The following is a 24,893-nucleotide window of genomic DNA, read 5'->3' on the forward strand; positions in this document are numbered from 1 at the left end:
GGTGACGTTCGTGTGCCGCGTTGCGGTGCGGATCGGACCGTATCGCGGCACGCGAGGTGGGGGTGGGGTTGGTGTGCCGCGTTGTGGTGCGGATCGGACCGCATCGCGGCACGCGAGGTGGGGGTGGGGTTGGTGTGCCGCGCTGTGGTGCGGATCGGACCGCAACGCGGCACGCGGGGTGGGACCGCGGGGTGGGACCGCGGGGTCAGGGCTGGTGGGTTTCGGCGTAATTTTCCAGCCAGGCGACCTGGTCGGGGTCCAGCGAGGCGCGGACCCGTTTGCGAGCGGTCGCCACGTTCGCCGCGGTGACCGTCGACGCCTCCAGCGAGTCCCGCATCGCGGCCAGCGCCGCCTCCCGGATCAGCGCCGCGCAGTCGGCCGCCGAGAAGCCCTCCAGGTCGGCGCCCAGTTCGGTCAGGTCGACGGCCGGGTCCAGCGGCACCGCCTTGGACGAGGCCCGCAGGATCGCGGTCCGCGCCTCGGCGTCCGGCGGCGGCACGAACACCAGCCGCTCCAGCCTGCCGGGCCGCAGCAGCGCCGGGTCGATCAGGTCGGGCCGGTTGGTCGCCCCGATCACCACCACGTTGCGCAGGTCCTCGACCCCGTCGAGTTCGGTCAGCAGCGCCGCCACCACCCGGTCGGTGACCCCGCCGTCGGTGCCCTGGCCGCGGGCCGGGGCGAGGGCGTCCACCTCGTCCAGGAAGACCAGGGTGGGCGCGGCCTCCCGGGCCCGCCGGAACAGTTCCCGCACCGAGCGTTCGCTGTCGCCGACCCATTTGCTGAGCAGTTCGGCGCCCTTGACCGACAGCACGTTCGCCTTGCCGGTGCCGGCGATCGCCTTGACCAGGTACGTCTTGCCGCAGCCGGGCGGCCCGTAGAGCAGCACCCCGCGCGGCGGCGTGACACCGAGGCGGGCGAACGTGTCCGGGTAGGTCAGAGGCCACAGCACCGACTCGGTGAGCACCTGTTTGACCTCGACCATGTCCCCGACGTCGTCGAGGGTGACGGCCGCGACCTCCAGGGTGGACTCGGCCATCGAGGTGGGGCGGACCACTTCCAGGGCGGCCTCGAAGTCGGCCATCGTGACGGTCGGTGAGTCGGAGTCCTTCTGGCGCAGGGCGGCCCGGACGCCCGCCTCGCGGGCCAGCGCGCCCAGGTCGGCGGCGACGAACCCGGGGGTCCGCCCGGCCACGTCGTCCATCCGCACGTCCTCGGCCAGGGGCATCCCCCGGGTCAGGGCGTTGAGCTGTTCGCGGCGCATCGCCGAGTCCGGCAGTGGCACGGTGAGCTGCACGGCGAGCAGGTCGGGGGTGCGCAGCACCGGGTCGACCGATTCGGGTTTGCTGGTGGTGCAGACCACCGCGGTCCCCTCGGCCAGGGCGGCGGCCAGCACCTGCCGGAACACCGTGGAGATCGGGCCCGGCTCCTCCCGGGGGGCCAGCGCCTCCACGTCCGAGATCAGCAGCACCGCGGGTTTCTCGCCGCGGGCCTGTTGGGCGAGCTCGCGCAGCCGGGCGGCGGCCGTGCTGTTGGTGAGGGCGGCCAGCTCGGGCGCCCACACCGGGCGGACGGTGGCGCCGACCGCTGCGCCGACCGCGCGGACCAGCGCCGACTTGCCGGATCCGGCCGGTCCGGAGATCAGCACGCCGAGGGTGACCCGGGTGCCGAGCCGGGCCAGCACCTCACCGTGGTGGAAGCCGAGGTCGAGCAGTTCTTCCAGCTCTTTGGCCTGGGAGCGCAGGCCGGGCAGGTCGTCCAGGCTGGGTGGCGGCACCTCGGGGTCGGTGGAGGCGGGCGCCCCGGACTCGGCCGGGCGGGTGGTGGCGGTGCCGGCGGCGGCCGCGGACGGGCCGTCCTGCCAGGCCACCACGGTGTCCATGGTCACCAGGGCGGCCTCGCGGGTCACCTCGGCGACGGTCAGCAGGGTGCTGGTCCAGGCGTACCCCACGCGGTTGGCCAGGCTTTTGCGGGCGGCCTCGACCAGCGGCCGGTTCTGGGTGGCCGGCAGCACGTCCTGGGGCAGCAGCGAGACGTCGTCGCCGGTGCTGACCACCTTGCCGAGCAGGGCCAGCCGCAGCATCTCCGGGGAGACCACCGCGACCACCTCGGCCGGGCCGGTCAGGGTGACCCGCTGGGCCGCGACCACCGGCACGGGGGTGACGGTGACCTGGCCTCCGTCGCGCATCCCGAGGTTGCCGAGGGTCAGGTCGTCGGCGTAGAGCAGCCCTCGCCCGGCGGTGCTCTCCGCCCGCGCCACGATGCCGGCGGTGACCCGCGTCCCGGCCAGTCGCACCGGATCTCCGGGGCGCAGGGCGAGCGCGGCCATCACCTCCGGATGCAGCCGTACGATCCCGCGTCGCGCGTCCAGCGCAGCGGGTCGCAGGGTGACGGTCAGCGTGAGATCATCAGCCACCGTGCATGCCTCCGATGTGTTCGTCTGGGGCCTGGCTCGTCAACGCTAACCGCCGAGGGGTAATCCGTTCATGAGGCTCCGCCACCTTGTCGTTCCGTCGATCGCTCTGGCGCTGGTCGCCGGGTGCACCGACGATCCGCCGCCGGCCGGTCCGGTGGCGGGCGTGCCGGGCGCGGCGAGCGTCGCGCCGGCCGAGGTGGTGGTGACCCCGGAGGTCTCCCTGGACGTGCCGCCGGACGATCAGACCTCGTTCCCGCCCCGTCCGGAGATCGGCGCCGGATCGCGGCTGCTGGGCCTGACCGCGGCCGGGACCGGCCCGTTCGAGGTCGGCGAGGCCCAGGCCGAGCTGGTCGACGCCGGAGCGGTGGAGGGGGCGGTGGCCGCGAACGGCTGCGCCACCGGCAGCACGCTGCTCGGTTCGCCGAAGGTCCGGTTCGCCGCCGGGGTGCTGGCCGAGGTCCGGGTCACCGATCCGGAGGCGAGCACCGCCGACGGGGTGACGATGGGCGCGGACCTGGCCGCGGTGCGGGCGGCCTACCCGTCGGGTACGGAGCTGGCCGGGGCCGGCGGAGTCACCGGCTGGCAGGTGCTGGACGGCGCGAACGCGCTGTTGGTGGAACTGACCGGTGGCCGGGTGAGCGCGTTCACCGCCGGGGTGGCCGGCACCGTCGAGAAGAACTTCACCGGCGGACAGGCCTGCTGAGAGGTTTCACAGGCATCGCTCAGCCGGTTCCGGCTAGCGTGTGCGCCATGTCTGCCCTGACCGCCGGTCTCCGCCGCGCGTTACCCCGGCTCAACCGGCGCCGGGCCGTTCCCGCGGCGGCCGCCCTCGCGGTGCTGGCCGCCGCGGCCGTGTGGGCGGTTCGCCCCGAGCAGAGCGCCTGGACGAGCGAGGACCTGCGTCTCGCCGGTGCCGACGTGGAGCTGGACGCCCGTTTCTATCTGCCCCGCGACCGTGACGGCAAGGTTCCCGCGGTGCTGGTGGCGCACGGCTTCGGCGGTTCCAAGGACTCGGTTCGCTCGGACGCCGAGTCGCTGGCCGAGCAGGGTTACGCGGTGCTGACCTACACCGCCCGCGGGTTCGGCCGCAGCACCGGCCAGATCCACCTGGACAGCCCGGACCACGAGGTCAAGGACGCGCAGCGGCTGCTCGACTGGCTGGCGACCCGTCCCGAGGTGCGCACCGACGCGGCGAACGATCCGAAGGTCGCGGTGGTCGGCGGCTCCTACGGTGGCGCCCTGGCCCTGCTGCTGGCCGGCCAGGATCAGCGGGTCGACGCGATCGTCCCGCAGATCACCTGGAACGACCTGGGCACCTCGCTGGTCCCGGGCGGGGTCTTCAAGAAGAGCTGGGCGGGTTACTTCTTCGGCAACGGCGCGGCGACCCTGATGACGGGTGGTGGCCGCCCGCAGGAGCAGGGTGATCCCGCCTGTGGCCGGTTCGCCGAGGACGTCTGCAAGGCGTACCTGCAGATGGCTACCACCGGCGTCCCGGACGAGACCACCACCGCGCTTCTGCGTAAGTCCAGCCCGGCCACCGTGCTCAATCAGATCAAGGCGCCGACGCTGCTGATCCAGGGCGCGGTGGACAGCCTGTTCCCGCTCTCCGAGGCGGATGCCAACGCCCAGGGCATCGCCGCGGCCGGCACCCCGGTCAAGGTCGCCTGGTTCACCGGCGGGCACGACGGCGGCGAGGGCCCGGGCACCGACTCGGACCGGGTGAAGTTCCTGACGTTGCAGTGGCTGGACCACTACCTCAAGGGCGAGGGCGACACCCCGAGCGACGCGTTCACCTGGTCCCGGGTGGCCGGCTTCAGCGCGATGGACCGTGATCTGGTCACCAGCGGGTACTCGACAGACACGTACCCGGGGATCACCGGCAGTGGGACGACCGACGTGACCCTGTCCGGGGCGGCCCAGCCGATCGCCAACCCGCCGAACGGGAATCCCGGCGCCATCTCCTCGCTGCCCGGCATCGGCGGCCGGCTCAGTTCGCTGCTCAGCGGCGGGGTCGCGATGGACATCCCGGGCCAGCACGCGAACTGGGAGTCGGCCCCGCTGCCCGCGGCGATCGACGTGGCCGGCGCGCCGACGGTGCGCCTGCGGGCCGCGTCGCCGACCGGTGAGGCGACCCTGTTCGTCAAGCTCTACGACGTCGACCCGAACGGCATGTCCACACTCAGCGCCGGTCTGGTGGCCCCGATCCGGCTGACCGGCCTGCCGGCCGACATCGCCCAGGCCCAGCCGACCACCGTGACACTGCCGGCGATCGTCCGGGAGATCGAGGCCGGGCACACCATCCGGATCACCGTGGCCACCTCGGACCAGGCGTTCCTGAGCCCGGCCGCGCCCGCCGTCTACACCGTGGCAGTGGAGTCCGCGCTCACCCTGCCCACCCTGGTCGGCACTCCGATCGCCGATCCGGGCAGTGTCTGGTGGTACGCCCTGGCCGGCGTGATCGCGGTGATCGTTCTCGGTCTGATCGTGCTGCTGGTGGTCAGCCGGATCCGGCACCGCCGCCGGGACGTGACGGTGGTCGCGGAGCACGCCGACACCCCGCTGGTGGTGACCGGGCTGCGCAAGGCGTACGGCGACGGCTTCGTGGCGGTCCAGGAGATCAGCTTCACCGTCAAGCGCGGCCAGGTGGTCGGACTGCTCGGCCCGAACGGCGCCGGCAAGACCACCACGCTGCGGGTGCTGATGGGCCTGACCCAGCCGACCCAGGGCGAGATCTACGTCTTCGGCCACCGCCTGGTCTCCGGCGCCCCGATCCTGTCCCGGGTCGGCGCGCTGGTCGAGGGCCCCGGCTTCCTGCCGCACCTGAGCGGCTACCAGAACCTGAAGGCGTACTGGCAGGCTACCGGCCGCCCGTGGGAGGACGCCCGGTTCTCCGAGGCCCTGGAGATCGCCGGCCTGGGCGAGTCGGTGCACCGCAAGACCCGTAAATACAGCCACGGCATGCGCCAGCGTCTGGCCATCGCCCAGGCCATGCTCGGCCTGCCCGAGCTGCTGGTGCTGGACGAGCCGACGGACGGCCTGGACCCGCCGCAGATCGCCGAGATGCGCCGGGTGCTCCAGCGGTACGCCACCGACGGCCGGGCCGTGCTGGTCTCCAGCCACCTGCTGGCCGAGGTGGAGCAGACCTGCACCCACGCGGTCGTGGTCAACAAGGGCCGGATCGTGGCTTCCGGCCCGGTCAGCGACATCGTCGGCGACTCCCCGTCGGTGCAGCTGGACGTCACCGACGTGCCGGCCGCCACCCGGGTCCTGGAGGAGCTGGGTGTCAAGTCGGTGAAGACCGAGGGTGACTCCAGCCTGATCGTGGAGATGAACGGCACGGCCCGCTCCGAGGTGGTCGCGTCCCTGGTCACCGCCGGTGTCGGCGTGGACCGTCTGGTGCCGCGCCGGCGCCTGGAGGACGCGTTCCTGTCCCTGGTCGGCGACAACTCCCGAGGAAGTGGGGACCGATGACCACGCTGGAAGCGGCGGAGGGCTACAAGGCTTCGCGCACGCTGCCGATCTGGGCGGAGGTCCGCCGGCAGGCGTCCCGCCGGCGCACCCAGCTCGCCCTCGGGTTCATGGTGCTGCTGCCGATCATCGTGCTGCTCGCCTTCGAGTTCGGCGGCGCCGAGCGCGATGACGACGACGGTGACGGCGGTGGCGCGTTCAGCAGCATGGCCGACCTGGCCACCTCCGGCGGGCTGAACTTCGCGCTCTTCGGCCTCGCCGTCTCGGCCGGGTTCCTGCTGGTCGTGGTGGTGGCGCTGTTCTTCGGCGACACGGTGGCCAGCGAGGCCAGCTGGGGCAGTCTGCGCTACCTGCTGGCGGTGCCGGTGCCCCGGGCCCGGCTGCTCGGCGTCAAGCTGATCGTGGCCGGCGGCTACTCGCTGCTGGCACTGTTCCTGCTGGTCGGCACCGGCCTGCTGATCGGCACGCTGCGTTACGGCTGGTCCCCGCTCGGCAGCACCATCGCCGCCGAGATCCCACCCGCCGAGGGTGTTCTGCGACTGCTCGGCATCGCCGCCTACCTGGCGACGACCCTGCTGGTGGTGGCCGGTCTGGCGTTCCTGCTGTCGGTGCTGACCGATGCGGCCCTGGGCGCGGTCGGCGGCGCCGTGATGCTCTGGATCATGTCGAGCATCCTGGACCAGATCGAAGCGCTCGGTAACATCCGCAACATCCTGCCGACGCACTACGCGGACGCCTGGCGCGGCCTGCTCTCCACCCCGGTCCAGAGTGAGGACATCGCGAAGGGCGCGATCTCCGCGGTCGTCTACGCGACCCTCTTCTGGGGGCTGGCCTTCTACCGGTTCACCCGCAAGGACGTCACTTCTTGATTTTGTACGGGTAGGCAAGGCGCTGTGGCTCGCGGCGGCAGACGTGGGCGGTCCACCAGGCCGTCCCCTGCCGCCGGGTCATGCATGTCGATGATGGAATGGTCGTCATGACGGCCTTCCAGATCCGCCCCGCCCAGCCGGACGACGCCCCGGCTGTCGTCGCCCTGCGCAAGCTCGTCTACCCGTACCTGGTGCGCAGCCCGGAGTCCACCCGCCGCCAGATCGCCGAGGAGCCGGCCTGCTTCGTCGCCGAGGTGGACGGCGTGGTGGCCGGGTGGGTCTCGGCGACCCGGGACCAGCGCGCCGAGGAGCCGGACTTCGGGCAGATCTCCCAGTGCCACGTGCACCCGGACCACCGCGGCCGGGGCATCGGCACCGCGCTGCTCGACGCGGCCACCACCCACCTGCGCTCGCTCGGGGTGCGCCGGGCCGCCGCGCGGGTGCTGCCCGAGGCGGCCGGGTTCGCCGAACGGCGCGGCTTCCGGATGCTCCCGCGCGAGCTGCGGTTCTCCGCCCTCGACCTGTCGGCGCCCCCGCCGGTGCCGGCGTTCCGGACCGGGATCGAGCTGCTGCCGATGCGGGAGGTGACGGAGAAGGCGATGTACGAGGCCGAGGTGGCGGCGACCGGTGACGTGCCCGAGGAGGTGCCGTCCGGGCCGTCGCCGTACGACACCTGGCGGCAGGAGATCTGGGACGAGCCGGGGCTGGACCGGGACGCCAGCACGGTGGCCGTGATCGGCGGCCGGGTGGCGGCGTTCACCCTGTTCATGCGGGACGGCGAGCGGGTCTGGTCGGACATGACGGCCACCGTGCCGGACCATCGTGGGCAGGGGCTGGCGATGCTGGTCAAGACGGCCGCGCTGCGCCGGGCGGCGGCCGGTGGGGTGACTGTCGCCTACGCCAGCAACGATGCCGCGAACGCGCCGATGCTGGCGGTCAACACGCGACTGGGATATCGGCTGATCGGGACTCAGATCTCCTGCTTGACTGAGCTTTGATCGTACGAAATAAGGGATTTTCGGGGGATCTTGCGAGGGACAAAACGGCACTGTTGGAAGGAGGTCGCTCACACATCGGGAAGACCCTTCGGTGATCGCGGAATCTCGTCGTAAGGTGTGGGAAACAACTGAATACCTCATCCAGAGGGGCAGAGGGATACGGCCCGACGAAGCCCCGGCAACCACCGCACGCTGTGCTCGATGACGAGCAGCGTCGTGGCAGGTGCTAATTCCGTCCCCGTTCCGGCAGGTCGCCGCGGGGAAAGATGAGAGGAAACTCTGATGACGTCTGTCGTTGACGCACCCTCGCACACCTCCACCTCGCCGGCTCGTGGCCTGATCTGCCGTGCCTGTGGCGCCGAGTACCCGCTGGCCGCCCAGCACGCCTGTTACGAGTGTTTCGGCCCGCTCGAGGTCGCCTACGACGAGGCGGCGCTCGCGCGGGTGACCCGGGCCCAGATCGAGGCGGGCCCGCAGAACATCTGGCGGTATGCGGCGCTGCTGCCGGCCGGCCAGAACCCGGACACCCGGGTGACCCTGGACCCCGGCATGACCCCGCTGGTCGCCGCGCCCGCGCTGGCCGCCGCGGTCGGCATCCAGGCGCCGCTGTTCGTCAAGGACGACTCGCAGAACCCGACCCACTCGTTCAAGGACCGGGTCGTCTCGGTGGCCCTGACCGCCGCCAAGGAGCTCGGCTTCAACCGGTTCTCCTGCGCCTCCACCGGCAACCTGGCCAACTCGGTGGCCGCGCACGCCGCCCGCGCCGGGGTGCCGAGCATCGTCTTCATCCCGTCCGATCTGGAACCGGGCAAGATCATTACCACCGCGGTGTACGGCGGAGACCTGGTCGCGATCGAGGGCTCCTACGACGACGTGAACCGGCTGTGCAGCGAGCTGGTGGAGACCGACGAGTTCGAGGACACCGCGTTCGTCAACGTGAACGTGCGGCCGTTCTACGCCGAGGGCTCCAAGACGCTCGGCTACGAGGTGGCCGAGCAGCTCGGCTGGCGCATCCCGGCCCAGGTGGTCATCCCGATGGCCTCCGGCGAGCTGCTCACCAAGATCGACAAGGCGTTCAGCGAGCTGGTCGAGATCGGACTCGCCGAAGCCCCCGAGGGTGGCTGGACCGTCTTCGGCGCCCAGTCCGAGGGCTGCAACCCGATCGCCGTCGCCCTGCACGCCGACACCGACGTGATCACCCCCGTCAAGCCGACCGGCATCGCCAAGTCGCTGAACATCGGCGACCCCGCCGCCGGGCCGTACGCGATCGAGGCCGTCAAGCGCACCGGCGGCTGGATGGACTACGCCAACGACGACGAGATCCGCGAAGGCATCCGGCTGCTCGCCGAGACCACCGGCGTGTTCGCCGAGACCGCCGGCGGCACCACCGTCGCGGTCCTCAAGAAACTGGTGGCGAGCGGCAAACTCGACCCCACCAAGGAGACCGTCGTCTACAACACCGGTGAGGGACTGAAGACCCTCGACGCGGTGGCCGGCCAGGTTGGACCCACCCACACGATCAAGCCGTCCCTCAAGGGCGCTCGTGAGGCCGGCCTGCTCGGATAACTCTCCGTCACCGGCGGTTAAGCCGGCTGTCGAAGATTCCCTCCTCCGAGGACTTGCACTCCGATCTCCGGATGGGCAGGATGCTCTCTGCGGGAGGATGCGACGCCGTACGAGGCCCCTCACCTGGACATTGGCGACAATCTCCGAGGGACCCAACGATCCAGCGCTGACCCAAATGGCCTACGGGCCCGGAGGCGCTGTGCGTCCGTCCTCCCGACCAAATCTTTTCGCCAGCCACGGCCGCAACGGCAGCTCGGTGGGATAGGCCCCGTCGGCCAGGCCGGCGTTCTTCTCGAACCAGTTGCGGACACCGTACGACGTGGTCAGTGCGATCGACCAGCCACACGCCAGCCAGTAGGCGGGCCAGAACAACGGGCCGAGGAACGCGTACTGGCTCGCGTGCCGGCACTCGTGGGTGAACAACCGGAGCCGGTCCTCGGCCAGCAGCCACTCGGCGGAGCGCTTCGTCACGATCACCGAGCCGACCGTGAAACAGGTCCCACCCGGGAACCGGAACCGGTAGTTCTCAGCGATCAGCACCCCGTGCCGCCCACGCCTGATCCGCGCCCCGGTTGCCGTGGCGACCAGCAACCCGACCAGGGTGGTCCCGTTCACCGCGGTCAGCGCGGTCCGGGTCAGATGCCACCCGCGCCCGGCCATCTCACACCCGCCGGCGCATCTGCAGCTCGGTCATCACCGGCACGGTCGGATGCGGCAGCCGGACCCCGGTGTCGACAAAACCCAGCTTCTCGTACGCCCGGACCGCCCGCTCGTTGCCGCACACCACCTCCAGCAGCAGCTCGTCCCGCCCGGCCGCCGCCGACCAGTCGGCCACCGCCTCCACCAGCTGGCCGAGCACCTTGCCACCCCGGGCCTCCGGCGTCAGATAGACCGCGAAGATCACCGTGCAGCGGGGCTCGTCCGGCACCACGGTCCCGCCGGCGTGCCCGATCAGGGGCCCGCCCGGGTCGGCGATGAACTGGGCCGTGGAGATCCCGTACGACGACTCCTTGATCCGTTGCCGGTAGCCCTCGTGCGGCCGGGCCGCCGCCTGGGCCAGCGTCTCCAGGAAGGCGAGCGGACTGTCCGCCAGCATCTCCAGCCGCAGTGCGCGCATCCGCCCGGCGTCCTCGGGCGTGACCCGGCGCACGGTCCAGTTGTCCATGCGTCATCCCTACCGCCGGGACCTGCGCTCGGCAACCTGATTGTCTTCACAGGTAGGCCACCGCCCGGCCGGGACACCCACGCTGACCTGCGCTTGAAGATCATCGGCCGAAACTCGGACCGCTCTCCCGTGTTTCGGGGGAGGATGGGGTTTCTTGCACTCGCCATCGGAGAGTGCTAAACAAGTGATTGGCACTCGCGGCTCGTGAGTGCCAGCAGGTCGGGACGGTGGGGTTCCGGTCACGGTGCTGCCATCGGCGCCGGGGCACGGAGCCGGTCGTCGCGGGCTATCCGGCTCGGCCTGAGGACGTCACATCGCCAGGTGGTGACGTCCACAGACTTCCTCAAAGTGCGGAGAGCGGGGCCGACGAGGCCCGGCACCGCGGATGTCCGGGAGGACAACGCCGTATGGCCAAGATCATCGCATTCGACGAGGAGGCTCGTCGGGGCCTCGAGCGGGGCATGAACCAGCTCGCCGACGCGGTCAAGGTGACCCTCGGTCCCAAGGGCCGCAACGTCGTCCTCGAGAAGAAGTGGGGCGCCCCCACGATCACCAACGATGGTGTGTCCATCGCCAAGGAGATCGAGCTCGAGGACTCGTACGAGAAGATCGGCGCCGAGCTGGTCAAGGAGGTCGCCAAGAAGACGGACGACGTCGCCGGTGACGGCACGACGACCGCGACCGTCCTGGCCCAGGCCCTGGTCCGTGAGGGCCTCCGCAACGTGGCCGCCGGTGCCAACCCGCTCGGCCTGAAGCGGGGCATCGAGGCTGCCGTCGCCAGCGTCTCCGAGGCGCTCTCGCAGCTCGCCAAGGACGTGGAGACCAAGGAGCAGATCGCCTCCACCGCCTCCATCTCCGCCGGTGACTCCACGGTCGGCGAGATCATCGCCGAGGCCATGGACAAGGTCGGCAAGGAAGGCGTCATCACCGTCGAGGAGAGCAACACCTTCGGGCTCGAGCTGGAGCTCACCGAGGGCATGCGCTTCGACAAGGGCTACATCTCGGCGTACTTCATGACCGACGCCGAGCGCATGGAGGCCGTCTTCGACGACCCCTACATCCTCATTGCGAACAGCAAGATCTCCGCGGTCAAGGACCTGCTGCCGGTCCTCGAGAAGGTCATGCAGTCCGGCAAGCCGCTGGTCATCATCGCCGAGGACGTCGAGGGCGAGGCCCTGGCCACCCTGGTCGTCAACAAGGTCCGTGGCACCTTCAAGTCGGTCGCCGTCAAGGCCCCCGGCTTCGGTGACCGCCGCAAGGCCATGCTGGAGGACATCGCCATCCTGACCGGTGGCGCCGTCATCAGCGAAGAGGTCGGCCTCAAGCTGGACGCCGCCGACCTGTCGCTGCTCGGCTCGGCCCGCAAGATCGTCATCACCAAGGACGAGACCACCGTCGTCGACGGTGCCGGCAACGGCGAGCAGATCCAGGGCCGGGTCAACCAGATCCGCGCCGAGATCGAGCGCTCGGACTCCGACTACGACCGTGAGAAGCTGCAGGAGCGCCTGGCCAAGCTGGCCGGCGGCGTCGCGGTCATCAAGGTCGGCGCGGCCACCGAGGTCGAGCTGAAGGAGCGCAAGCACCGCATCGAGGACGCCGTTCGCAACGCGAAGGCGGCCGTCGAGGAGGGCATCGTGCCCGGTGGTGGCGTCGCGCTGGTGCAGGCCGGCAAGACCGCGTTCGACAAGCTGGACCTGGCCGGCGACGAGGCCACCGGCGCGCAGATCGTCAAGGTCGCGCTGGACGCCCCGCTCCGCCAGATCGCCGTCAACGCCGGCCTCGAGGGCGGCGTCGTGGTCGAGAAGGTGCGCAACCTCGACGCGGGCCACGGCCTGAACGCCGCGACCGGCGAGTACGTCGACCTCCTGGCCGCGGGCATCATCGACCCGGCCAAGGTCACCCGCTCGGCGCTGCAGAACGCCGCGTCGATCGCCGCGCTGTTCCTCACCACCGAGGCCGTCGTGGCCGACAAGCCCGAGAAGAACCCGGCCCCGGCCGGCGCCCCGGGCGGCGGTGACATGGACTTCTGAGTCCAGTCTTGAAAAGGGCGGGCCGCTTTGCGGTCCGCCCTTTTCCGTGTCCGCGGCCGGTCCCACCGGGACCGCGTTTCCGGCCGGGCCGTCTCGCGCCGCTGGGCCGTCGGCTGAACACGGTGCGCGGCCGTGTGCCCGTGTTGTCGCCTCAGAGTCTTTTCCTGGTTGAGGGCCGGGTGTCGCGCGAGTCCTCGTCCGAGCGACTCGCCTCCACCCCGGTTCGGGCACACGGTGACCGGTCGTGCGCGGGCGTAGACGCCCCGGACCCGGCCGGGCATCACGGCCTACCAGCGTGTTCCCGCGCCGGTCTCCTCAGCCTGACCAGCGCATACGAACCGCGAAAGTGCGCGTCGGCCGGGCTCGGGGCCGGCGCCGGCGACGAACGGATCATGATGGAGTCGCCGGCCCCGCCCGGCCACAGTCCATCACCCGAATACGGGATCGCCCGACAGCCCCAACCCCAGCCGGACTATCACGACCTGGTGCGGGTGTGCGCCTGCCGGGCATTCGGCGCCGACGCCCCGGCACGAAGCGCGATTCGTGCTCATCCGTCCGGTGCCGATCCTCGTGATCTCGCAACCTTGCCCGGCTCGGCATCCTGTGATCCGGGCCGGCTCGGTCTTCGGTGATCTCGGCCGGTGGGACCGACGTAAACGAAGAGCCCGGCCGGAAGATGTCTCCGGCCGGGCTCTCTGTCGTTGCTTGCTAGCAACGCTGCTTGCTAGCAAGCAACAGTGCTGATCAGAAGCGGTGGCGGCCTGGGCGGTGGCGGCCGGGTTTACCGACCGCGGTCAGCGCCAGCAGTACGCCACCGGCGAACATGGCCAGCATGCCGGCGGTGAGGACCGGTACCAGGTTGGAGCCGGTGGTGGGCAGGTCGCCGTTCGCGGAGGACGACACCCGGATGGTGATGGTGGCCCGGGCGGTGCCGCCGCGCTCGTCCTGAATCGTGTAGGACATCGTGTCGGTCCCGGTGAATCCTTCCGCGGCGGCGTACGTCACGGTGTCGCCCTTGAGGGTTGCGGTGCCGTGTTTCGGCTTGCCGATCTTGACGATGGAGAGCTTTTCGCCGTACGGATCGGTGTCGTTCTTCAAGGGTTTGAAGGAGAGCGTGCCGCCCTTCTTGACGGTGTACCGGTCCTTGACGGCGACCGGTGGCTGGCCGGCTCCGGCGCCGGCCACGGTGACCGTGATGGTACCGGTGGTCAGGTTGCCGTCGGCGTCCTCGGCCAGGTAGGTGAAGCTGTCGGTGCCGGCGAAGCCCTTGGCCGCCCGGTACGTCACGGTCCCGTTGGCGTTGAGTTTGACGGTGCCGTGTTTCGGCTTGCCCAGCGACTTGACCGTGATCTTGATGCCGTTCCGGTCGACGGTCGGCAGTGGGATGCTGACGGCTTTGCCGGGTTCGGCGTCGACTTCCTTGTTCGGGGCGACCGGCGCGGCTGCGACGGTGACCTTCACGGTGGCGCCGGCGCTCTGCCCGAGGGTGTCCTGGGCGGTGTAGGTGAAGGTGGCGAGTCCGGAGAACCCGGTCGGCGGGGTGTAGACGACGGCGTCGCCGTCGGCGGTGGCGGTGCCGTGGTCGGGTGTGCCGATCGATTCGAGGCTCAGGGTTCCGCCGGGTGCGACGTCGTTGGCCAGGACCTTGATGGTGATCGGCTTCTGGTAGCCGGTTCTGCGCTCGTCGTCGACGGCGATCGGCCGGCCGTCGGTGACGGTCACGGTGACGGTGCCTTCGGCGGTGCCGCCCGCGCCGTCACTGATCTCGTAGCCGAAGGTGTCGGTGCCGGTGAACCCGTCGGCCGGGGTGTACCGGATCTTGCCGTCGACGATCTCGGCGGTGCCGTTCTGCGGGGTGCCGACGGCGGTGATCTCCAGATCCTGACCGGTGTCGTTGGCGAGCACGTCGATGTCGGTGGACTCGCCGGCCATGGCGGCGGCGGTGTCGTCGACGGCGACCGGTGGGGCGCTGCCGACGGTGACGGTGACGGTCGCGGTCTGGGTGTTCCCGGCGCTGTCGCGGACCGTGTAGGTGAAGGTGTCGGTGCCGGTGTAGCCGGTGGCCGGGGTGTACCGGACCTTGTTGCCGGCGGTCAGGACCGCGGTGCCGTGTGCCGGGGTGGAGACGTCGACCAGGGTGAGGGCGCCGCCGTCCGGGTCGGTGTCGTTGGCGAGCACGTCGATCTCGACGGGTCCGCTGCCGGTGGTGGTGGCGGTGTCCGGTTTGATGTCCGGCCCGTTCGAGATGGTGATGGTGACGGTGGCGTCGTCGGTGGCGCCGAGGTCGTCGGTGACCGTGTAGGTGAAGGTGTCGGTGCCGGTGGCGCCGGCGTTCGGGGTGTAGGTCACCTTGCCGCCGGTGAGGGTGACGGTGCCCTTGGTGGCGGTGCCGACCCGGAGCACGCTGAGCACCTGCCCGGTGTTGGGGTCGGTGTCGTTCTTGAGCACGGCCAGTTCGGTGGCGGTGCCGGGCTTGACGGTGAACCTGTCGTCGATGGCGTTGGGCGCCGCGTTGTCGACGGTGATGGTCACGACGGCGGTGGCGGTGTTGCCGGCCGGGTCGGAGACGGTGTACGTGAACGTGTCGGATCCGGCGTACCCGGTCTTCGGGGTGTAGGTGACCACGCCGGCCGCGGTGAAGGTGACGGTGCCGTGGGCGGGCGCGGTGACCGCGGTGACGGTCATCGTGTCGCCGTTGGGTTCGGTGTCGTTGGTGAGCACGTTCAGTGAGACCGGGTCGTCGGTGCCGGTGGTGGCCGCGTCGGGCCGGGCCTGGGGCGCCACGTCGACGGCGGTGACCGAGACGGAGGCGCCGGAGGTGCCGCCGTGCCCGTCGGAGATCGTGTAGTGGAACGTGTCGGTGCCGTGCCAGCCGTTCGCCGGCCGGTAGACGATCTTTCCGCTGACCACCTGGGCGGTGCCGTGGCTGGGCGGGGTGTCGATGGTGATGGTCAGGGTGTCGCCGTTGGGGTCGGTGTCGTTGGCGAGCACGTCGAGTTCGGCCGGCGCGTTGGACATCACGGTGTACGTGTCGGCCCGTGCGGTGGGTGCGGCGTTGCCGACGGTGACGTTCACGGTGCCGGTGGCGGTGCCGCCCCGCCCGTCGCTGATCGTGTAGGTGTAGCTGTCGCTCCCGGTGTACCCGGTGGTCGGGTTGTAGGAGACCTGGCCGTCGCTGCGGATCGCCACGGTGCCGTGGGCGGCCGTACCGGTGCCGGTGACGGTCAGGGTGTCGCCGTTCGGGTCGCTGGAGAGCGAGGCCAGGTCCAGCACGAGTGCGGTGTTGAACGGGGTGCTCCGGTTCAGGTTCGGCGCGACCGGGACGCCGTTGCCGATGGTGACCGTGACGGTCGCGGTGGAGGTGTTCCCGTTGCTGTCCTTGATGGTGTACGTGAATGTCGCGGGCCCGGAGTATCCGGTCGGCGCGGTGTAGTCGATCCGGCGGCCGTCGCTGTTGAGGACGGCGGTGCCGCGGGTGGGTGTGCTGATCGCGTCGATGGTGAACGGGTCGCCGTTGGGGTCCCGGTCGTTGCCGAGCACGTCGATGGTGGTGGTGCCGGCGTAGCCGACGGTGGCGGTGTCGTTCGCGGCGACCGGGGGCCCGTCGGTGACGGTCACGGTGACCGTCGCGGTGTCGGTGCCGCCGTTGCCGTCCTCGACGACGTAGGTGAAGGTGGCGGTGCCTTTGAAGGTGGCCGCCGGCGCGAACCGGATGCCGCCGCTGACCAGGCTGGTGGCGCCGGCGGTGGACGGTGCCGGCTGGCTGAACGAGTCGATGGCCAGGACGTCGCCCGGGTTCGGGTCGCTGTCGTTGTCGAGCACGTCGACGTCGACCGGGTCGCCGGTGCCGGTGGAGTCGGCGTCGTCGACCGCGACGGGGCCGGCGTTGCCGGTGGTGACCGTGACGGTGGCGGTGTCGGACGCGCCGTGCGGGTCGGTGACCTGATAGACGAAGGTGTCCACACCACGCCATCCGTAGTCCGGGGTGTAGATGATCGCCTGGGTGGTGGCGTTCACCGTGGTGGTGCCGTGGGCCGGCGGGTTGATCGTGCTGACCGTGACGGTGAGTGTGCTGCGGTCGTCGTCGGGATCGGTGTCGTTGGCCCGCACCGGGATGGTGACAGCGGTGTTGTGTGTGGTGGTGTCGGTGTCGGCGGTCGCGTTCGGCGAGCGGTTCTGCCGTACGGCGGCGGTGTCGGTGTTGTCCGCCGGGGTGAGCTCGGTGGCCGAACCGGTGACGGTGAGTGACGCGGTGGCGGTGTCGGCGGCGCTGCCGGTCACCGAGGCGGGGAAGGTGGCGGACCCGCTGGTGCCCCCGGTGATCGCGCTGAGTGTGCAGGTGACGGTCTGACCGGAGACCGAGCAGCCGCTGGGCATGGTGCCCGCGGTGACACCGGTGGGCAGGGTGACGGTGGCGACCGGGCTCGGTTCGAGGTCGCCGCCGGCCTTGTTGGTGACGGTGGCGGTGTAGCTGACCGCGTTCGGCGCCGACGCCCGGTTGACCAGGACCGGGGTGACGGCCAGGTCGGCGACCAGGTCGACCTTGCCCTGCTGCACGGTCACGCTGGAGGAGTCACCGGCGTTGGTGAGCGTGTGGCTGCTGCCGTCCTGGTACGACAGGTTCGGCACGTTGACGATCGCGGTGCCGGGGGTGACGTCGGCGTTCACCCGGGCCCGGAAGGTGACGGTGCGGAAGCCGCCGGTCGGGACCGTTCCGACGGTGAAGTCGAGGGGTGGGCCGTTGTCCGGGACACCGGCGCCCTGGACGGTCATCGAGTCGGCTACGTAGGTGAGGCCGGTGGGGATCGCGTTGGTCAGGACGGTGTTCGTCGCGTCCTCGTAGCCGTCGTTGTCGATCCGGATGGTGTACCGGACGATGTCGCCGGGCACCAGGTCGCCGCCGTTCTCATCGGTCGGTGAGGTGGTGGTGATCAGGTTGGGGCCGGTGAGATCGGTGGTGAAGGTGACCACGCCCGGGTAGTACGTCTCACCGGTGGTGGACAGTTTCAGCGTGGCCGAGGAGACGTTGTTGCCCAGCTTGCCGGTCGCGTTGAATTGGTCGATGTCGACGCCCATCAGGTTGGGCCAGCTCGGGCTGCGGTTGTTCAGCACCAGGTTGGCCTCGCTGGCGGTGCTGTTGAAGACGTTGCTGGCCGGGTTGAGGCTGTCGGAGATCGACTGTCCGGAGACGTCCAGGGTGTCGCCGGTCTTGCCCAGGTCGCCCTCGTAGACGACGGTTCCGATGGAGGCGTCGAAGGCCCCGGTCGCCGGAGTTCGGAAGCCGGAGATCGGAATGTCCACCGACATGTTGCCGGCGGAGTTGTTGAGAACGCCGAAACCGTCGTAGACCCGCAGGCTCTTCAGGGGCAGCGAGGCGTTCCGGTACGCGATCACCAGCGCCCATCCGGCGTACCTGTCGACACCGGTGCCGGCCTGGATGTCGGCGACCCGGTAGACGCCGTTGCCGCCCCCCGCCACCAGCGACGTCACGTCAGCGAAGCCCTGGTAGGCGCCGGTGCCACCGGGCGCGTACAGGGTGGTGTTGGTGACCGTGGTGAGCGATCCTCCCGGCACCCCGAAGCGGACCTGGCCCTTGTCGGCCGAGCTCCGGGCGGCGGCGCCGCTGGTCCCGGCGGTGACGTCACCACTCCAGTAGAGCCCGGCGAACAGCACGGTGCTGCCGGCCGGCATGTCGATGTTCGACTCACTGTCGTTGAACGTCGCGGAGGTGCCGTCGACGTCGGTGTACTCCATGGTGTAGCCGTTGTTGTTCCACGACTCGCCGCTGCCGCTGCCGCTGGCGTTGCGGGCGTCGGTGCAGGCGGTCGAGGCCGGGCACTGCATGCTGGTGTTGCCCCGGATCATGACCGCGCCGTTGGTGTTGGCGCTGAACCGCCCGGTGAACGTATTGGTGATCGCGGCCTGCGCCTCTCGCGTGGAGACGGCGATCCCGATCATCACGGCCAGCGTCATGACGAGGAAGGCGGCGACCGCCCGGAACGGGCCTGTCCGTATTGCGGCTCGGTGCATGGTGTTTCCTCCACCTGAGCGGACCCTCACAGTCCGGGCGTGCAAGGCACGCTCAGAATTACCGAGAGCACACTGCGTGCATTGGAGAACACCGTGGGTGGTTATGTCTCCATGCGGAAAGTCAGACGTCAGACCATGAACGCCGGAGATTCCCCCGCCTGGGTGAACCACCGAAGCGCTAACGTGGGACGGGTGCGTGATCCCTCCGTCTCCCGCTTCTCGGCCGGCCGGCTGTCTCCGATCCGTCGGACCGCAGACCTGCGACGCCTGCGTGACGAGCAGTTCGACGTCCTGGTGATCGGTGGCGGGGTCACCGGCGCCGGCGCCGCCGTCGACGCCGCGTCCCGGGGCCTCAAGGTGGCCCTGGTCGAGGCCCGTGACTTCGCCTCCGGCACGTCCAGCCGGTCCAGCAAACTGATCCACGGCGGTCTGCGCTACCTGGAGCAGCTGGAGCTGAACCTGGTGCACGAGGCGCTGACCGAGCGCGGCCTGCTGGCCACCCGGCTCGCTCCGCACCTGGTCCACCCGGTGCCGATCATGGTGCCGCTGCCCAGCGCCGGCCTGCCCAGACGGGCCTGGCAGCGGGGCTACTACGGGCTGGGCGTGGCGGCGTACGACGTCTTCGCCGGTGTCTTCGGCGGCGGCCGGGGCATGCCGCTGCACCGGCACCTGAGCCGGGCCGGCGCCCGGCAGCTCTTCCCCAGTCTGCGCGCCGACCAGGTGTCCGGCGCGATCCGCTACTTCGACGGCCAGGTCGACGACGCCCGTCTGGTGGTCAACCTGGCCCGGACCGCGGCCAGCCTGGGCGCGGCCGTGGTGACCAGCACCCGGGTGGTCGGTTTCATCCGCGAGGCCCGGCAGGTGGTCGGCGTCACCGTGCGCGACCTGGAGGCCCCGAACGAGGAGCCGTTCGAGGTCCGGGCCCGTACAGTCGTCGCCGCCACCGGTGTGTGGAGCGACGACATGTCGCAGATGCTCAACGACGTCGGCGTGCGCCCGGGCCTGCGGGTCCGCGCGTCGAAGGGGGTGCACCTGGTGGTGCCCCGGTCGGCGATCACCGGCGAGGCGGGGCTGATCCTGCGTACGGCGACGTCGGTGTTGTTCGTCATCCCCTGGGGCGGGCACTGGATCATCGGCACCACCGACACCGACTGGCAGCTCGACCGGGCCCATCCGGCGGCCTCCGCCCGGGACATCCGCTACCTGCTCGACCAGGTCAACGCGGTGCTGGACCGGCCGTTGACCACCGACGACATCGAAGGGGTGTACGCGGGTCTGCGCCCGCTGCTCTCCGGCGAGGCCGACTCCACCTCCAAGCTGTCCCGCGAGCACGCGGTGGTCGAGCCGATGCTGGGCCTGCTGCTGGTGGCCGGCGGGAAGTACACGACGTACCGGGTGATGGCCGCCGACGTGATCGACCAGGCGGTGCGCCGGCTGGGTGGTGCCGCCCACCCGTCCCGGACGGCGGAGCTGCCGCTGCTCGGCGCCGACGGTTATGCGGCGGCCTGGCGGGACCGGCAGGACATCGCCCGGCGGCACGGCATCACCGGCGGGGTGATCGAGCACCTGCTGGAGCGGTACGGCACGCTCACCACGCACCTGCTCGCGATGATGGCCGCCGATCCCGGTCTGGCCGTCCCGCTGGCCGGCGCCCCGGAATACCTGGCGGCCGAGGTGGCCTACGCCGCTCTCGCCGAGGGCGCCCTGCACCTGGACGACGTGCTGACCCGGCGGACCCGGATCTCGTTCGAGACCGCCCACCGCGGCGCCGAGTCGGCCGAGCACGCCGCCGAGATCATGGGGGCGGCGCTGGGCTGGGACGCCACCGTCCAGCGCAAGGAGGTCGAGCACTACCTGGCCCGGGTCACCGCCGAGCGGCAGTCGCAGACCATGCCGGACGACGCGACCGCCGACGCCGCCCGGATCGGTGTGCCCGACGTGCGTGGCCTGGCCGCCGACCGCAGGGAGCCCCTGCTGGAGATCGACCTGTGATCCTGGTCGACGAGCCTCGCTGGCCGGGCCGCGGCCGCCTCTGGTCGCACCTGGTCAGCGACGTGTCCTTCGACGAGGTGCACGCGTTCGCCGAGATGCTGGGCGTGCCCGCGCGGGCCTTCGACCGAGATCATTACGACATTCCCGAGGTACGTTTCCCCGCCGCACTGTGGCTGGGCGCCACCCTGGCGTCGTCGCGGGAGATCACGGTCCGGCTCCGGGCGGCCGGTCTGCGCCGCCCGAAGCATCTGGTGCCTAGGCAAGCTCCTCCAGTTCGGCGGTGAGGTTGGCGCGGGCGGGTTCCTCCCACTGCTCGCGGATCTCGGCGTGCCGGTAGATCGACGGGAGTTTCAGCAGCTCGGTGAGGACCCGGGTGCGCCCGCCCCGGAACGCGTCGTCGGGCACGTGCGCGTACTCCCGGCGGATCGCCGAGGTGTAGGCGGCGTACCGCTCCGGGTCGGCGGCCAGGATCGCCAGGTCGGCGTCACAGAGCAGTTCGCCGTCCGGGTCGTCGTCCTCGGTGGCGTGCCCGGCGGTCAGCCCGACCAGCCGGGCCACCTCGGCGGCCACCTCGTTCGGGGCGCCCAGGCTCTGCAACAGGCCGGCCGCGAACTCGGCGCTGTCCCGCTCGTTGGCGTCGCCGAGGGCCTTCGGGTCGTAGACGGCGTCGTGCAGCCAGGCCGACAGACGTACCCGATCGGGGTGTGGGGCCAGGTGAGCGAAGCGATCGACGACCTCGAGAACCGCGCCGAGATGGGTCACGTCGTGGTAGTGACGTTGCGGCTCGGTCCACCGGCCGAGCAGGTATTGCGCGGCCGCGTCCAGGTCGGTGTCGTCCGCGGTGGCCCCGGCGCCGCGGGCCGCGGACCGGAAGGCTTCGATCAGAGATTTCACCCCAGCATCCTGGCACGTAGGTTGAGATCATGATCGGTACCGACCGGCTTCCGCCGGTGCTGGCCCGGGCCCGGGCCGGGCTGATGCTCGCCGTCCAGGCCGGGCTCGCCGCCGGGCTGGCCTGGTGGATCGCGCACGACTTGTTCGAACGGCCGATGCCGTTCTTCGCGCCGATCGCCGCGGTCATCACCCTCGGCTCGTCGGTCGGGCAGCGGCTGCGGCGCACCTCCGAACTGGTCATCGGTGTCGCCGCCGGGATCGGGCTGGGGGACGGCATCATCCTGCTGATCGGGGCCGGCCCGCTCCAGATCGGCCTGATCGTGCTGCTCGCGGTGCTGCTGGCCACCGCGGCCGGCGGCGGCGCGGCGCTGATCGTGCAGTCCGCGTCGTCGGCGGTCCTGGTCGCCACTCTCACCTCGACCACCGGGCAGCCCTGGACCCGGTTCTTCGACGCCCTGGTCGGCGGCGGGATCGCCCTGGTGGTGATGACGGTCCTGCTGCCGCTCAACCCGCTGACCGTGGTCCAGCGGGCCGCCGATCCGGCGCTGCGGGCGTTCACCGGCGGCCTGCATGACGCCGCCCGGGCATTGGCGGCCGCCGACCACGATGCGCTCCAGGCGGCGCTGGAGCGGCTGCGGGCGGCCGAGAGCACCTTCGCCGCGTTCCGGACCGCGATCGACGCGGCCCGGGAGAACGTCGCCTTCGCCCCGGCCCGGTGGCGGGCCCGCGGCGCCCTCGCCCAGTACGTGGAGGGCGCCCCGCACGTCACCTACGCGCTGCGCAACGTCCGGGTGCTGCTGCGCCGGGCCCTGGTCGCACTGCAGGACCGGGAGCCGGTCCCGGCGGTGCTGCCCGAGTCGATCCGGCACCTCGGCGACGCCGTCGAGCTGCTCCGCCACGAGTGGGACCGGGGCGTCGAGCCGTCCGCGGCCCGGGAGCGGGCGTTGCGCGCGGTGGCCGAGTCCGGCCGCGCCTATCAGGAGGGTGTCGGCTACTCCGGCGGCGTGGTGGTGGCGCAGACCCGGACCGCTGTCGGTGACCTGCTGCGGGCGACCGGTGTGGAGCACTCCGAGGCGACCCGTCAGGTGCGGGAGGCGATCGGCTGGAGCGGGCGCCCGCACCAGGCCCGCCGCCGGCGCGGCCGGTCCGGCGCTTGATCGATGTCGGGCATGTCGCGAGCGCGGCCGATGACTACGCTGGCGGCATGGCCGACGACCCCGTAGCCCCTCCGCCGTCCCCGGCCCCCGTTCCGCCCTATCCCGCGGTGGCCGACGCGGCCGGTGCGCCGGTGCCCGGCCGCCGTGCCGGATGGCGGCGCTGGCTGCCGGTGGCCGCGGTGATCACGCTGATCGCGCTCGGCGCCGTCGGCATGCTGGTCTTCCTGGGCTACAACATCGGCGTGACCGGCCTGATCATCGGCCTGACCGCGGCGATCCTGCCGGTCCCGCTGCTGGCCGGCAGCTTCGTCTGGCTGGACAGGTATGAGCCGGAGCCGACGAAGTATCTGGTCTACTGCTTCGCCTGGGGTGCCGCGGTGGCGACCGCGGTGGCCCTGGTGGTGAACAGCTCCTCGGCCTGGCTGTTCGAGCGGATCGGCCTACCGGACGCGCTGGTCGCCGTGCTGGTGGCGCCCTTCATCGAGGAGCTGATGAAGGTGCTGGGCCCGCTGCTGCTGTTCTGGCGCCGCCGCGGCGAGTGGTCCGGCATCACCGACGGCATCGTCTACTGCGGTCTGTCCGCCCTCGGCTTCGCCATGGTGGAAAATGTGCTCTACCTGGGCGGGCACGGCTACGCCGCGGGCGCCGACGAGTACGGTCCGGCCACCGGCCTGCAGAACGTGTTCCTCATCTTCATCCTGCGGATCCTCTTCACCGGCTTCGCGCACCCGCTGTTCACCTCGATGGCGGGTATCGGCCTGGGCATCGCCGCCCGCTCCGGCAACCGTGCCGTCCGCTGGCTGGCCCCGATCGCCGGCCTGCTGCTGGCGATGATGCTGCACGGACTCTTCAACCTGCTGCCGACGTTGGCCGGGGCGACCCAGGAAACCCTGATCATGTTGTACGGGTACCTCGGCTTCATGGTGCCGTTCTTCTTCGCGGTCGTCGGGTTCGCCATCGCCTGGCGCAGCTGGGAGGGCCGGCTGGCCGAGCGCGTGCTGTACCCGTACGCCACGGCCGGCTGGTTCACCCCGTCCGAGGTGGCCGCGCTCGGCACCCTGGGCCGCCGGCATGCCGCCCGGGAGTGGGCCCGCCGGGTGGCCGGTCAGCCCGGTCAGCGGGCCATGCGTGACTTCCAGTTCGCCGCCACCCGTCTCGCCCTGATCCGGGACGGCCTGGTCCGGGGCCTGTCCCGCACCCCCGAGGACCTGCAGCGGACGGTGCGGGAGGAGCACGAACTGCTGGTCGCGATCACCAACTACCGGTCGGCGTTCGCCGGGCGTGACCCGCAGACACCGCCGTCCTGGTGGGACGGCCGGAACTACCGGATCACCTTCCCGGACGGTGTGGTGCGGACGGTGGCGCCCCCGGCCGAGCCGGTCATGCCACTCCCGATCGTCCTGCCCACTCCGGTCCCGGTCGCGGCCGGCCCGTTCGGCGGTCCTTACGGGCCTCCGATGCCGGGCGGTCCCTACGGTGCCCCGGCGCCGGGCGGCCCGCACCCCGCCGGTCCGTACGGCGTGCCCATGCCGGGTTTCTATGGCCCACCGTCCTCGGGCGGTCCCTACGGAGCCCCGATGCGGCAGGCCGGTCCCTACGGCGGTGTGCCGGTCTCCGGCGTTCCGCACGGCGTACCCGGTGGTCCGGCCTTCGGTGGCCCGCCGCCGTTCGCCCCGATGCCGCAGGCTCCCTACTCGCCGTCCCCGTTCACTTCGGCCCTGCCCACCTCGGCCGCCCCGGGTTCGGCCGGGCCCGCTTCGCCCGCACCCGCGCCGGTCGTGCCGGGGCCGGACGAGCCCACTTCGGCCGGGCCCGCTTCGCCCGTGCCGGCCGCCGGGGAGGCAGTGCCGGACGGTTCGGAGACCGCGCGGTTCGGGAGCCCGCCGCCGGATGTGGTGCCGCCGGATGAGGCGTCGTCTCAGAGGTAGAGGCCGGTGCCGTCCGACTCGACCCGGGTGGCCGCGACCGCGTGCACGTCGCGTTCGCGCAGCAGGACGTAGCCCTTGCCGTGCAGTTCGACCTCGGAGCGGTCGTCCGGGTCGAACAGGACCCGGTCACCGACCACGATCGACCGCACGCTGGGGCCCACCCCGACCGCTGTCGCCCAGGACAGGCGCCGGCCCATCGAGGCGGTGGCCGGGATGACGATGCCGGCGGTGGAACGTCGTTCGCCTTCGCCGCCGTCCTGTCGGACCAGGACGCGGTCGTGGAGCATCCGGATCGGCAGTCCGGTCTCGGTACGGGTGTCGGCACTCACGTCTGCAGACGGTACGCCGCCGCCCTGAGTAACCACCCGTCAGGGAAGGGGTCC

At 71.3% G+C, this 24,893-nt stretch carries 16 protein-coding genes and 1 riboswitch; of the genes, 10 read left to right on the forward strand and 6 right to left on the reverse strand.

From position 1 onward, the window contains the following. Positions 1 to 205: 205 nt before the first annotated feature. Positions 206 to 2,413 carry an AAA family ATPase gene (locus tag ACQ0O7_RS05065; RefSeq protein WP_430780565.1) on the reverse strand — a complete coding sequence of 736 codons (2,208 nt, stop codon included), beginning with the start codon at positions 2,411 to 2,413 and terminating at the stop codon, positions 206 to 208. A 70-nt stretch (positions 2,414 to 2,483) separates the two neighbouring features. On the opposite strand from ACQ0O7_RS05065, the gene ACQ0O7_RS05070 reads away from it, so the two are divergent. The 5 genes from ACQ0O7_RS05070 (at position 2,484) to thrC (ending at position 9,314) form a co-directional block, all read left to right on the forward strand. Further along, positions 2,484 to 3,116 carry a hypothetical protein gene (locus ACQ0O7_RS05070; RefSeq protein WP_430780566.1) on the forward strand — a complete coding sequence of 211 codons (633 nt, stop codon included), beginning with the start codon at positions 2,484 to 2,486 and terminating at the stop codon, positions 3,114 to 3,116. 47 nt (positions 3,117 to 3,163) lie between these two features. Next, positions 3,164 to 5,884 (forward strand): alpha/beta fold hydrolase, encoded by a 2,721-nt coding sequence (locus tag ACQ0O7_RS05075; protein ID WP_430780567.1) that lies wholly within the window; start codon positions 3,164 to 3,166, stop codon positions 5,882 to 5,884. Beyond that, the gene (locus tag ACQ0O7_RS05080) at positions 5,881 to 6,750 is read left to right on the forward strand and encodes an ABC transporter permease (protein WP_430780568.1); all 870 of its coding nucleotides are present in this window, start codon (positions 5,881 to 5,883) and stop codon (positions 6,748 to 6,750) included. Before ACQ0O7_RS05075 ends, ACQ0O7_RS05080 begins: the two co-directional genes overlap by 4 nt. Before the next feature lie 107 nt (positions 6,751 to 6,857). Continuing rightward, on the forward strand, positions 6,858 to 7,748 hold the full coding sequence (locus ACQ0O7_RS05085; RefSeq protein WP_430780569.1) for a GNAT family N-acetyltransferase: 891 nt from the start codon (positions 6,858 to 6,860) through the stop codon (positions 7,746 to 7,748). Between the two features lie 134 nt (positions 7,749 to 7,882). Then, positions 7,883 to 8,021, forward strand: a riboswitch (SAM riboswitch). 9 nt (positions 8,022 to 8,030) lie between these two features. Beyond that, positions 8,031 to 9,314 carry a threonine synthase gene (thrC, locus tag ACQ0O7_RS05090; protein ID WP_430780570.1) on the forward strand — a complete coding sequence of 428 codons (1,284 nt, stop codon included), beginning with the start codon at positions 8,031 to 8,033 and terminating at the stop codon, positions 9,312 to 9,314. A 180-nt stretch (positions 9,315 to 9,494) separates the two neighbouring features. Here thrC and ACQ0O7_RS05095 read toward each other — a convergent pair whose 3' ends face one another. Both ACQ0O7_RS05095 and ACQ0O7_RS05100 read right to left on the reverse strand, forming a co-directional pair. Next, positions 9,495 to 9,974, reverse strand: coding sequence for a hypothetical protein (locus ACQ0O7_RS05095; protein WP_430780571.1), 480 nt, complete (start codon positions 9,972 to 9,974; stop codon positions 9,495 to 9,497). Between the two features lies 1 nt (position 9,975). Beyond that, complete coding sequence (locus ACQ0O7_RS05100; RefSeq protein WP_430780572.1) at positions 9,976 to 10,479, reverse strand: GNAT family N-acetyltransferase; 504 nt, start codon at positions 10,477 to 10,479, stop codon at positions 9,976 to 9,978. Between the two features lie 407 nt (positions 10,480 to 10,886). On the opposite strand from ACQ0O7_RS05100, the gene groL reads away from it, so the two are divergent. Further along, the gene (gene groL / locus ACQ0O7_RS05105; protein ID WP_430780573.1) at positions 10,887 to 12,509 is read left to right on the forward strand and encodes a chaperonin GroEL; all 1,623 of its coding nucleotides are present in this window, start codon (positions 10,887 to 10,889) and stop codon (positions 12,507 to 12,509) included. A gap of 744 nt (positions 12,510 to 13,253) precedes the next feature. Here groL and ACQ0O7_RS05110 read toward each other — a convergent pair. Next, the gene (locus tag ACQ0O7_RS05110) at positions 13,254 to 18,539 is read right to left on the reverse strand and encodes an Ig-like domain-containing protein (RefSeq protein ID WP_430780574.1); all 5,286 of its coding nucleotides are present in this window, start codon (positions 18,537 to 18,539) and stop codon (positions 13,254 to 13,256) included. A gap of 192 nt (positions 18,540 to 18,731) precedes the next feature. Between ACQ0O7_RS05110 and ACQ0O7_RS05115 the strand changes: the two genes are divergently transcribed. Continuing rightward, positions 18,732 to 20,531, forward strand: coding sequence for a glycerol-3-phosphate dehydrogenase/oxidase (locus tag ACQ0O7_RS05115; protein ID WP_430780575.1), 1,800 nt, complete (start codon positions 18,732 to 18,734; stop codon positions 20,529 to 20,531). Next, entirely contained in the window at positions 20,528 to 20,815 is a 288-nt protein-coding gene (locus ACQ0O7_RS05120; RefSeq protein ID WP_430780576.1) for a DUF4031 domain-containing protein, read from the forward strand. The genes ACQ0O7_RS05115 and ACQ0O7_RS05120 overlap by 4 nt, the downstream gene beginning before the upstream one ends. Here ACQ0O7_RS05120 and ACQ0O7_RS05125 read toward each other — a convergent pair. Then, positions 20,787 to 21,425 carry an HD domain-containing protein gene (locus ACQ0O7_RS05125; RefSeq protein WP_430780577.1) on the reverse strand — a complete coding sequence of 213 codons (639 nt, stop codon included), beginning with the start codon at positions 21,423 to 21,425 and terminating at the stop codon, positions 20,787 to 20,789. The two genes, ACQ0O7_RS05120 and ACQ0O7_RS05125, sit on opposite strands and share 29 nt — an antisense overlap. A 29-nt stretch (positions 21,426 to 21,454) precedes the next feature. Between ACQ0O7_RS05125 and ACQ0O7_RS05130 the strand changes: the two genes are divergently transcribed. Both ACQ0O7_RS05130 and ACQ0O7_RS05135 read left to right on the forward strand, forming a co-directional pair. Then, positions 21,455 to 22,582 (forward strand): FUSC family protein, encoded by a 1,128-nt coding sequence (locus ACQ0O7_RS05130; RefSeq protein ID WP_430780578.1) that lies wholly within the window; start codon positions 21,455 to 21,457, stop codon positions 22,580 to 22,582. A 47-nt stretch (positions 22,583 to 22,629) separates the two neighbouring features. After that, positions 22,630 to 24,510, forward strand: a complete 1,881-nt coding sequence (locus ACQ0O7_RS05135) for a PrsW family intramembrane metalloprotease (RefSeq protein WP_430780579.1) — start codon at positions 22,630 to 22,632, stop codon at positions 24,508 to 24,510. On the opposite strand, the gene ACQ0O7_RS05140 is transcribed toward ACQ0O7_RS05135, so the two are convergent. Further along, positions 24,501 to 24,797: a GroES family chaperonin gene (locus ACQ0O7_RS05140; protein ID WP_430780981.1), complete on the reverse strand. Its 297-nt coding sequence runs from the start codon at positions 24,795 to 24,797 to the stop codon at positions 24,501 to 24,503. The genes ACQ0O7_RS05135 and ACQ0O7_RS05140 overlap by 10 nt on opposite strands. Between the last annotated feature and the right edge of the window lie 96 nt (positions 24,798 to 24,893).

Source organism: Actinoplanes sp. G11-F43 (assembly GCF_050589265.1).
GTDB lineage: Bacteria > Actinomycetota > Actinomycetes > Mycobacteriales > Micromonosporaceae > Actinoplanes.

What these genes read in the sequence shown, in the direction of transcription:
- ACQ0O7_RS05070 (WP_430780566.1), top strand. Translation starts at nt 2,484, where the DNA reads ATGAGGCTCCGCCACCTTGTCGTTCCGTCGATCGCTCTGGCGCTGGTC.
- ACQ0O7_RS05075 (WP_430780567.1), top strand. Translation starts at nt 3,164, where the DNA reads ATGTCTGCCCTGACCGCCGGTCTCCGCCGCGCGTTACCCCGGCTCAAC.
- ACQ0O7_RS05080 (WP_430780568.1), top strand. Translation starts at nt 5,881, where the DNA reads ATGACCACGCTGGAAGCGGCGGAGGGCTACAAGGCTTCGCGCACGCTG.
- ACQ0O7_RS05085 (WP_430780569.1), top strand. Translation starts at nt 6,858, where the DNA reads ATGACGGCCTTCCAGATCCGCCCCGCCCAGCCGGACGACGCCCCGGCT.
- thrC (WP_430780570.1), top strand. Translation starts at nt 8,031, where the DNA reads ATGACGTCTGTCGTTGACGCACCCTCGCACACCTCCACCTCGCCGGCT.
- ACQ0O7_RS05095 (WP_430780571.1), bottom strand. Translation starts at nt 9,974, where the DNA reads ATGGCCGGGCGCGGGTGGCATCTGACCCGGACCGCGCTGACCGCGGTG.
- ACQ0O7_RS05100 (WP_430780572.1), bottom strand. Translation starts at nt 10,479, where the DNA reads ATGGACAACTGGACCGTGCGCCGGGTCACGCCCGAGGACGCCGGGCGG.
- groL (WP_430780573.1), top strand. Translation starts at nt 10,887, where the DNA reads ATGGCCAAGATCATCGCATTCGACGAGGAGGCTCGTCGGGGCCTCGAG.
- ACQ0O7_RS05110 (WP_430780574.1), bottom strand. Translation starts at nt 18,539, where the DNA reads ATGCACCGAGCCGCAATACGGACAGGCCCGTTCCGGGCGGTCGCCGCC.
- ACQ0O7_RS05130 (WP_430780578.1), top strand. Translation starts at nt 21,455, where the DNA reads ATGATCGGTACCGACCGGCTTCCGCCGGTGCTGGCCCGGGCCCGGGCC.
- ACQ0O7_RS05135 (WP_430780579.1), top strand. Translation starts at nt 22,630, where the DNA reads ATGGCCGACGACCCCGTAGCCCCTCCGCCGTCCCCGGCCCCCGTTCCG.
- ACQ0O7_RS05140 (WP_430780981.1), bottom strand. Translation starts at nt 24,797, where the DNA reads ATGCTCCACGACCGCGTCCTGGTCCGACAGGACGGCGGCGAAGGCGAA.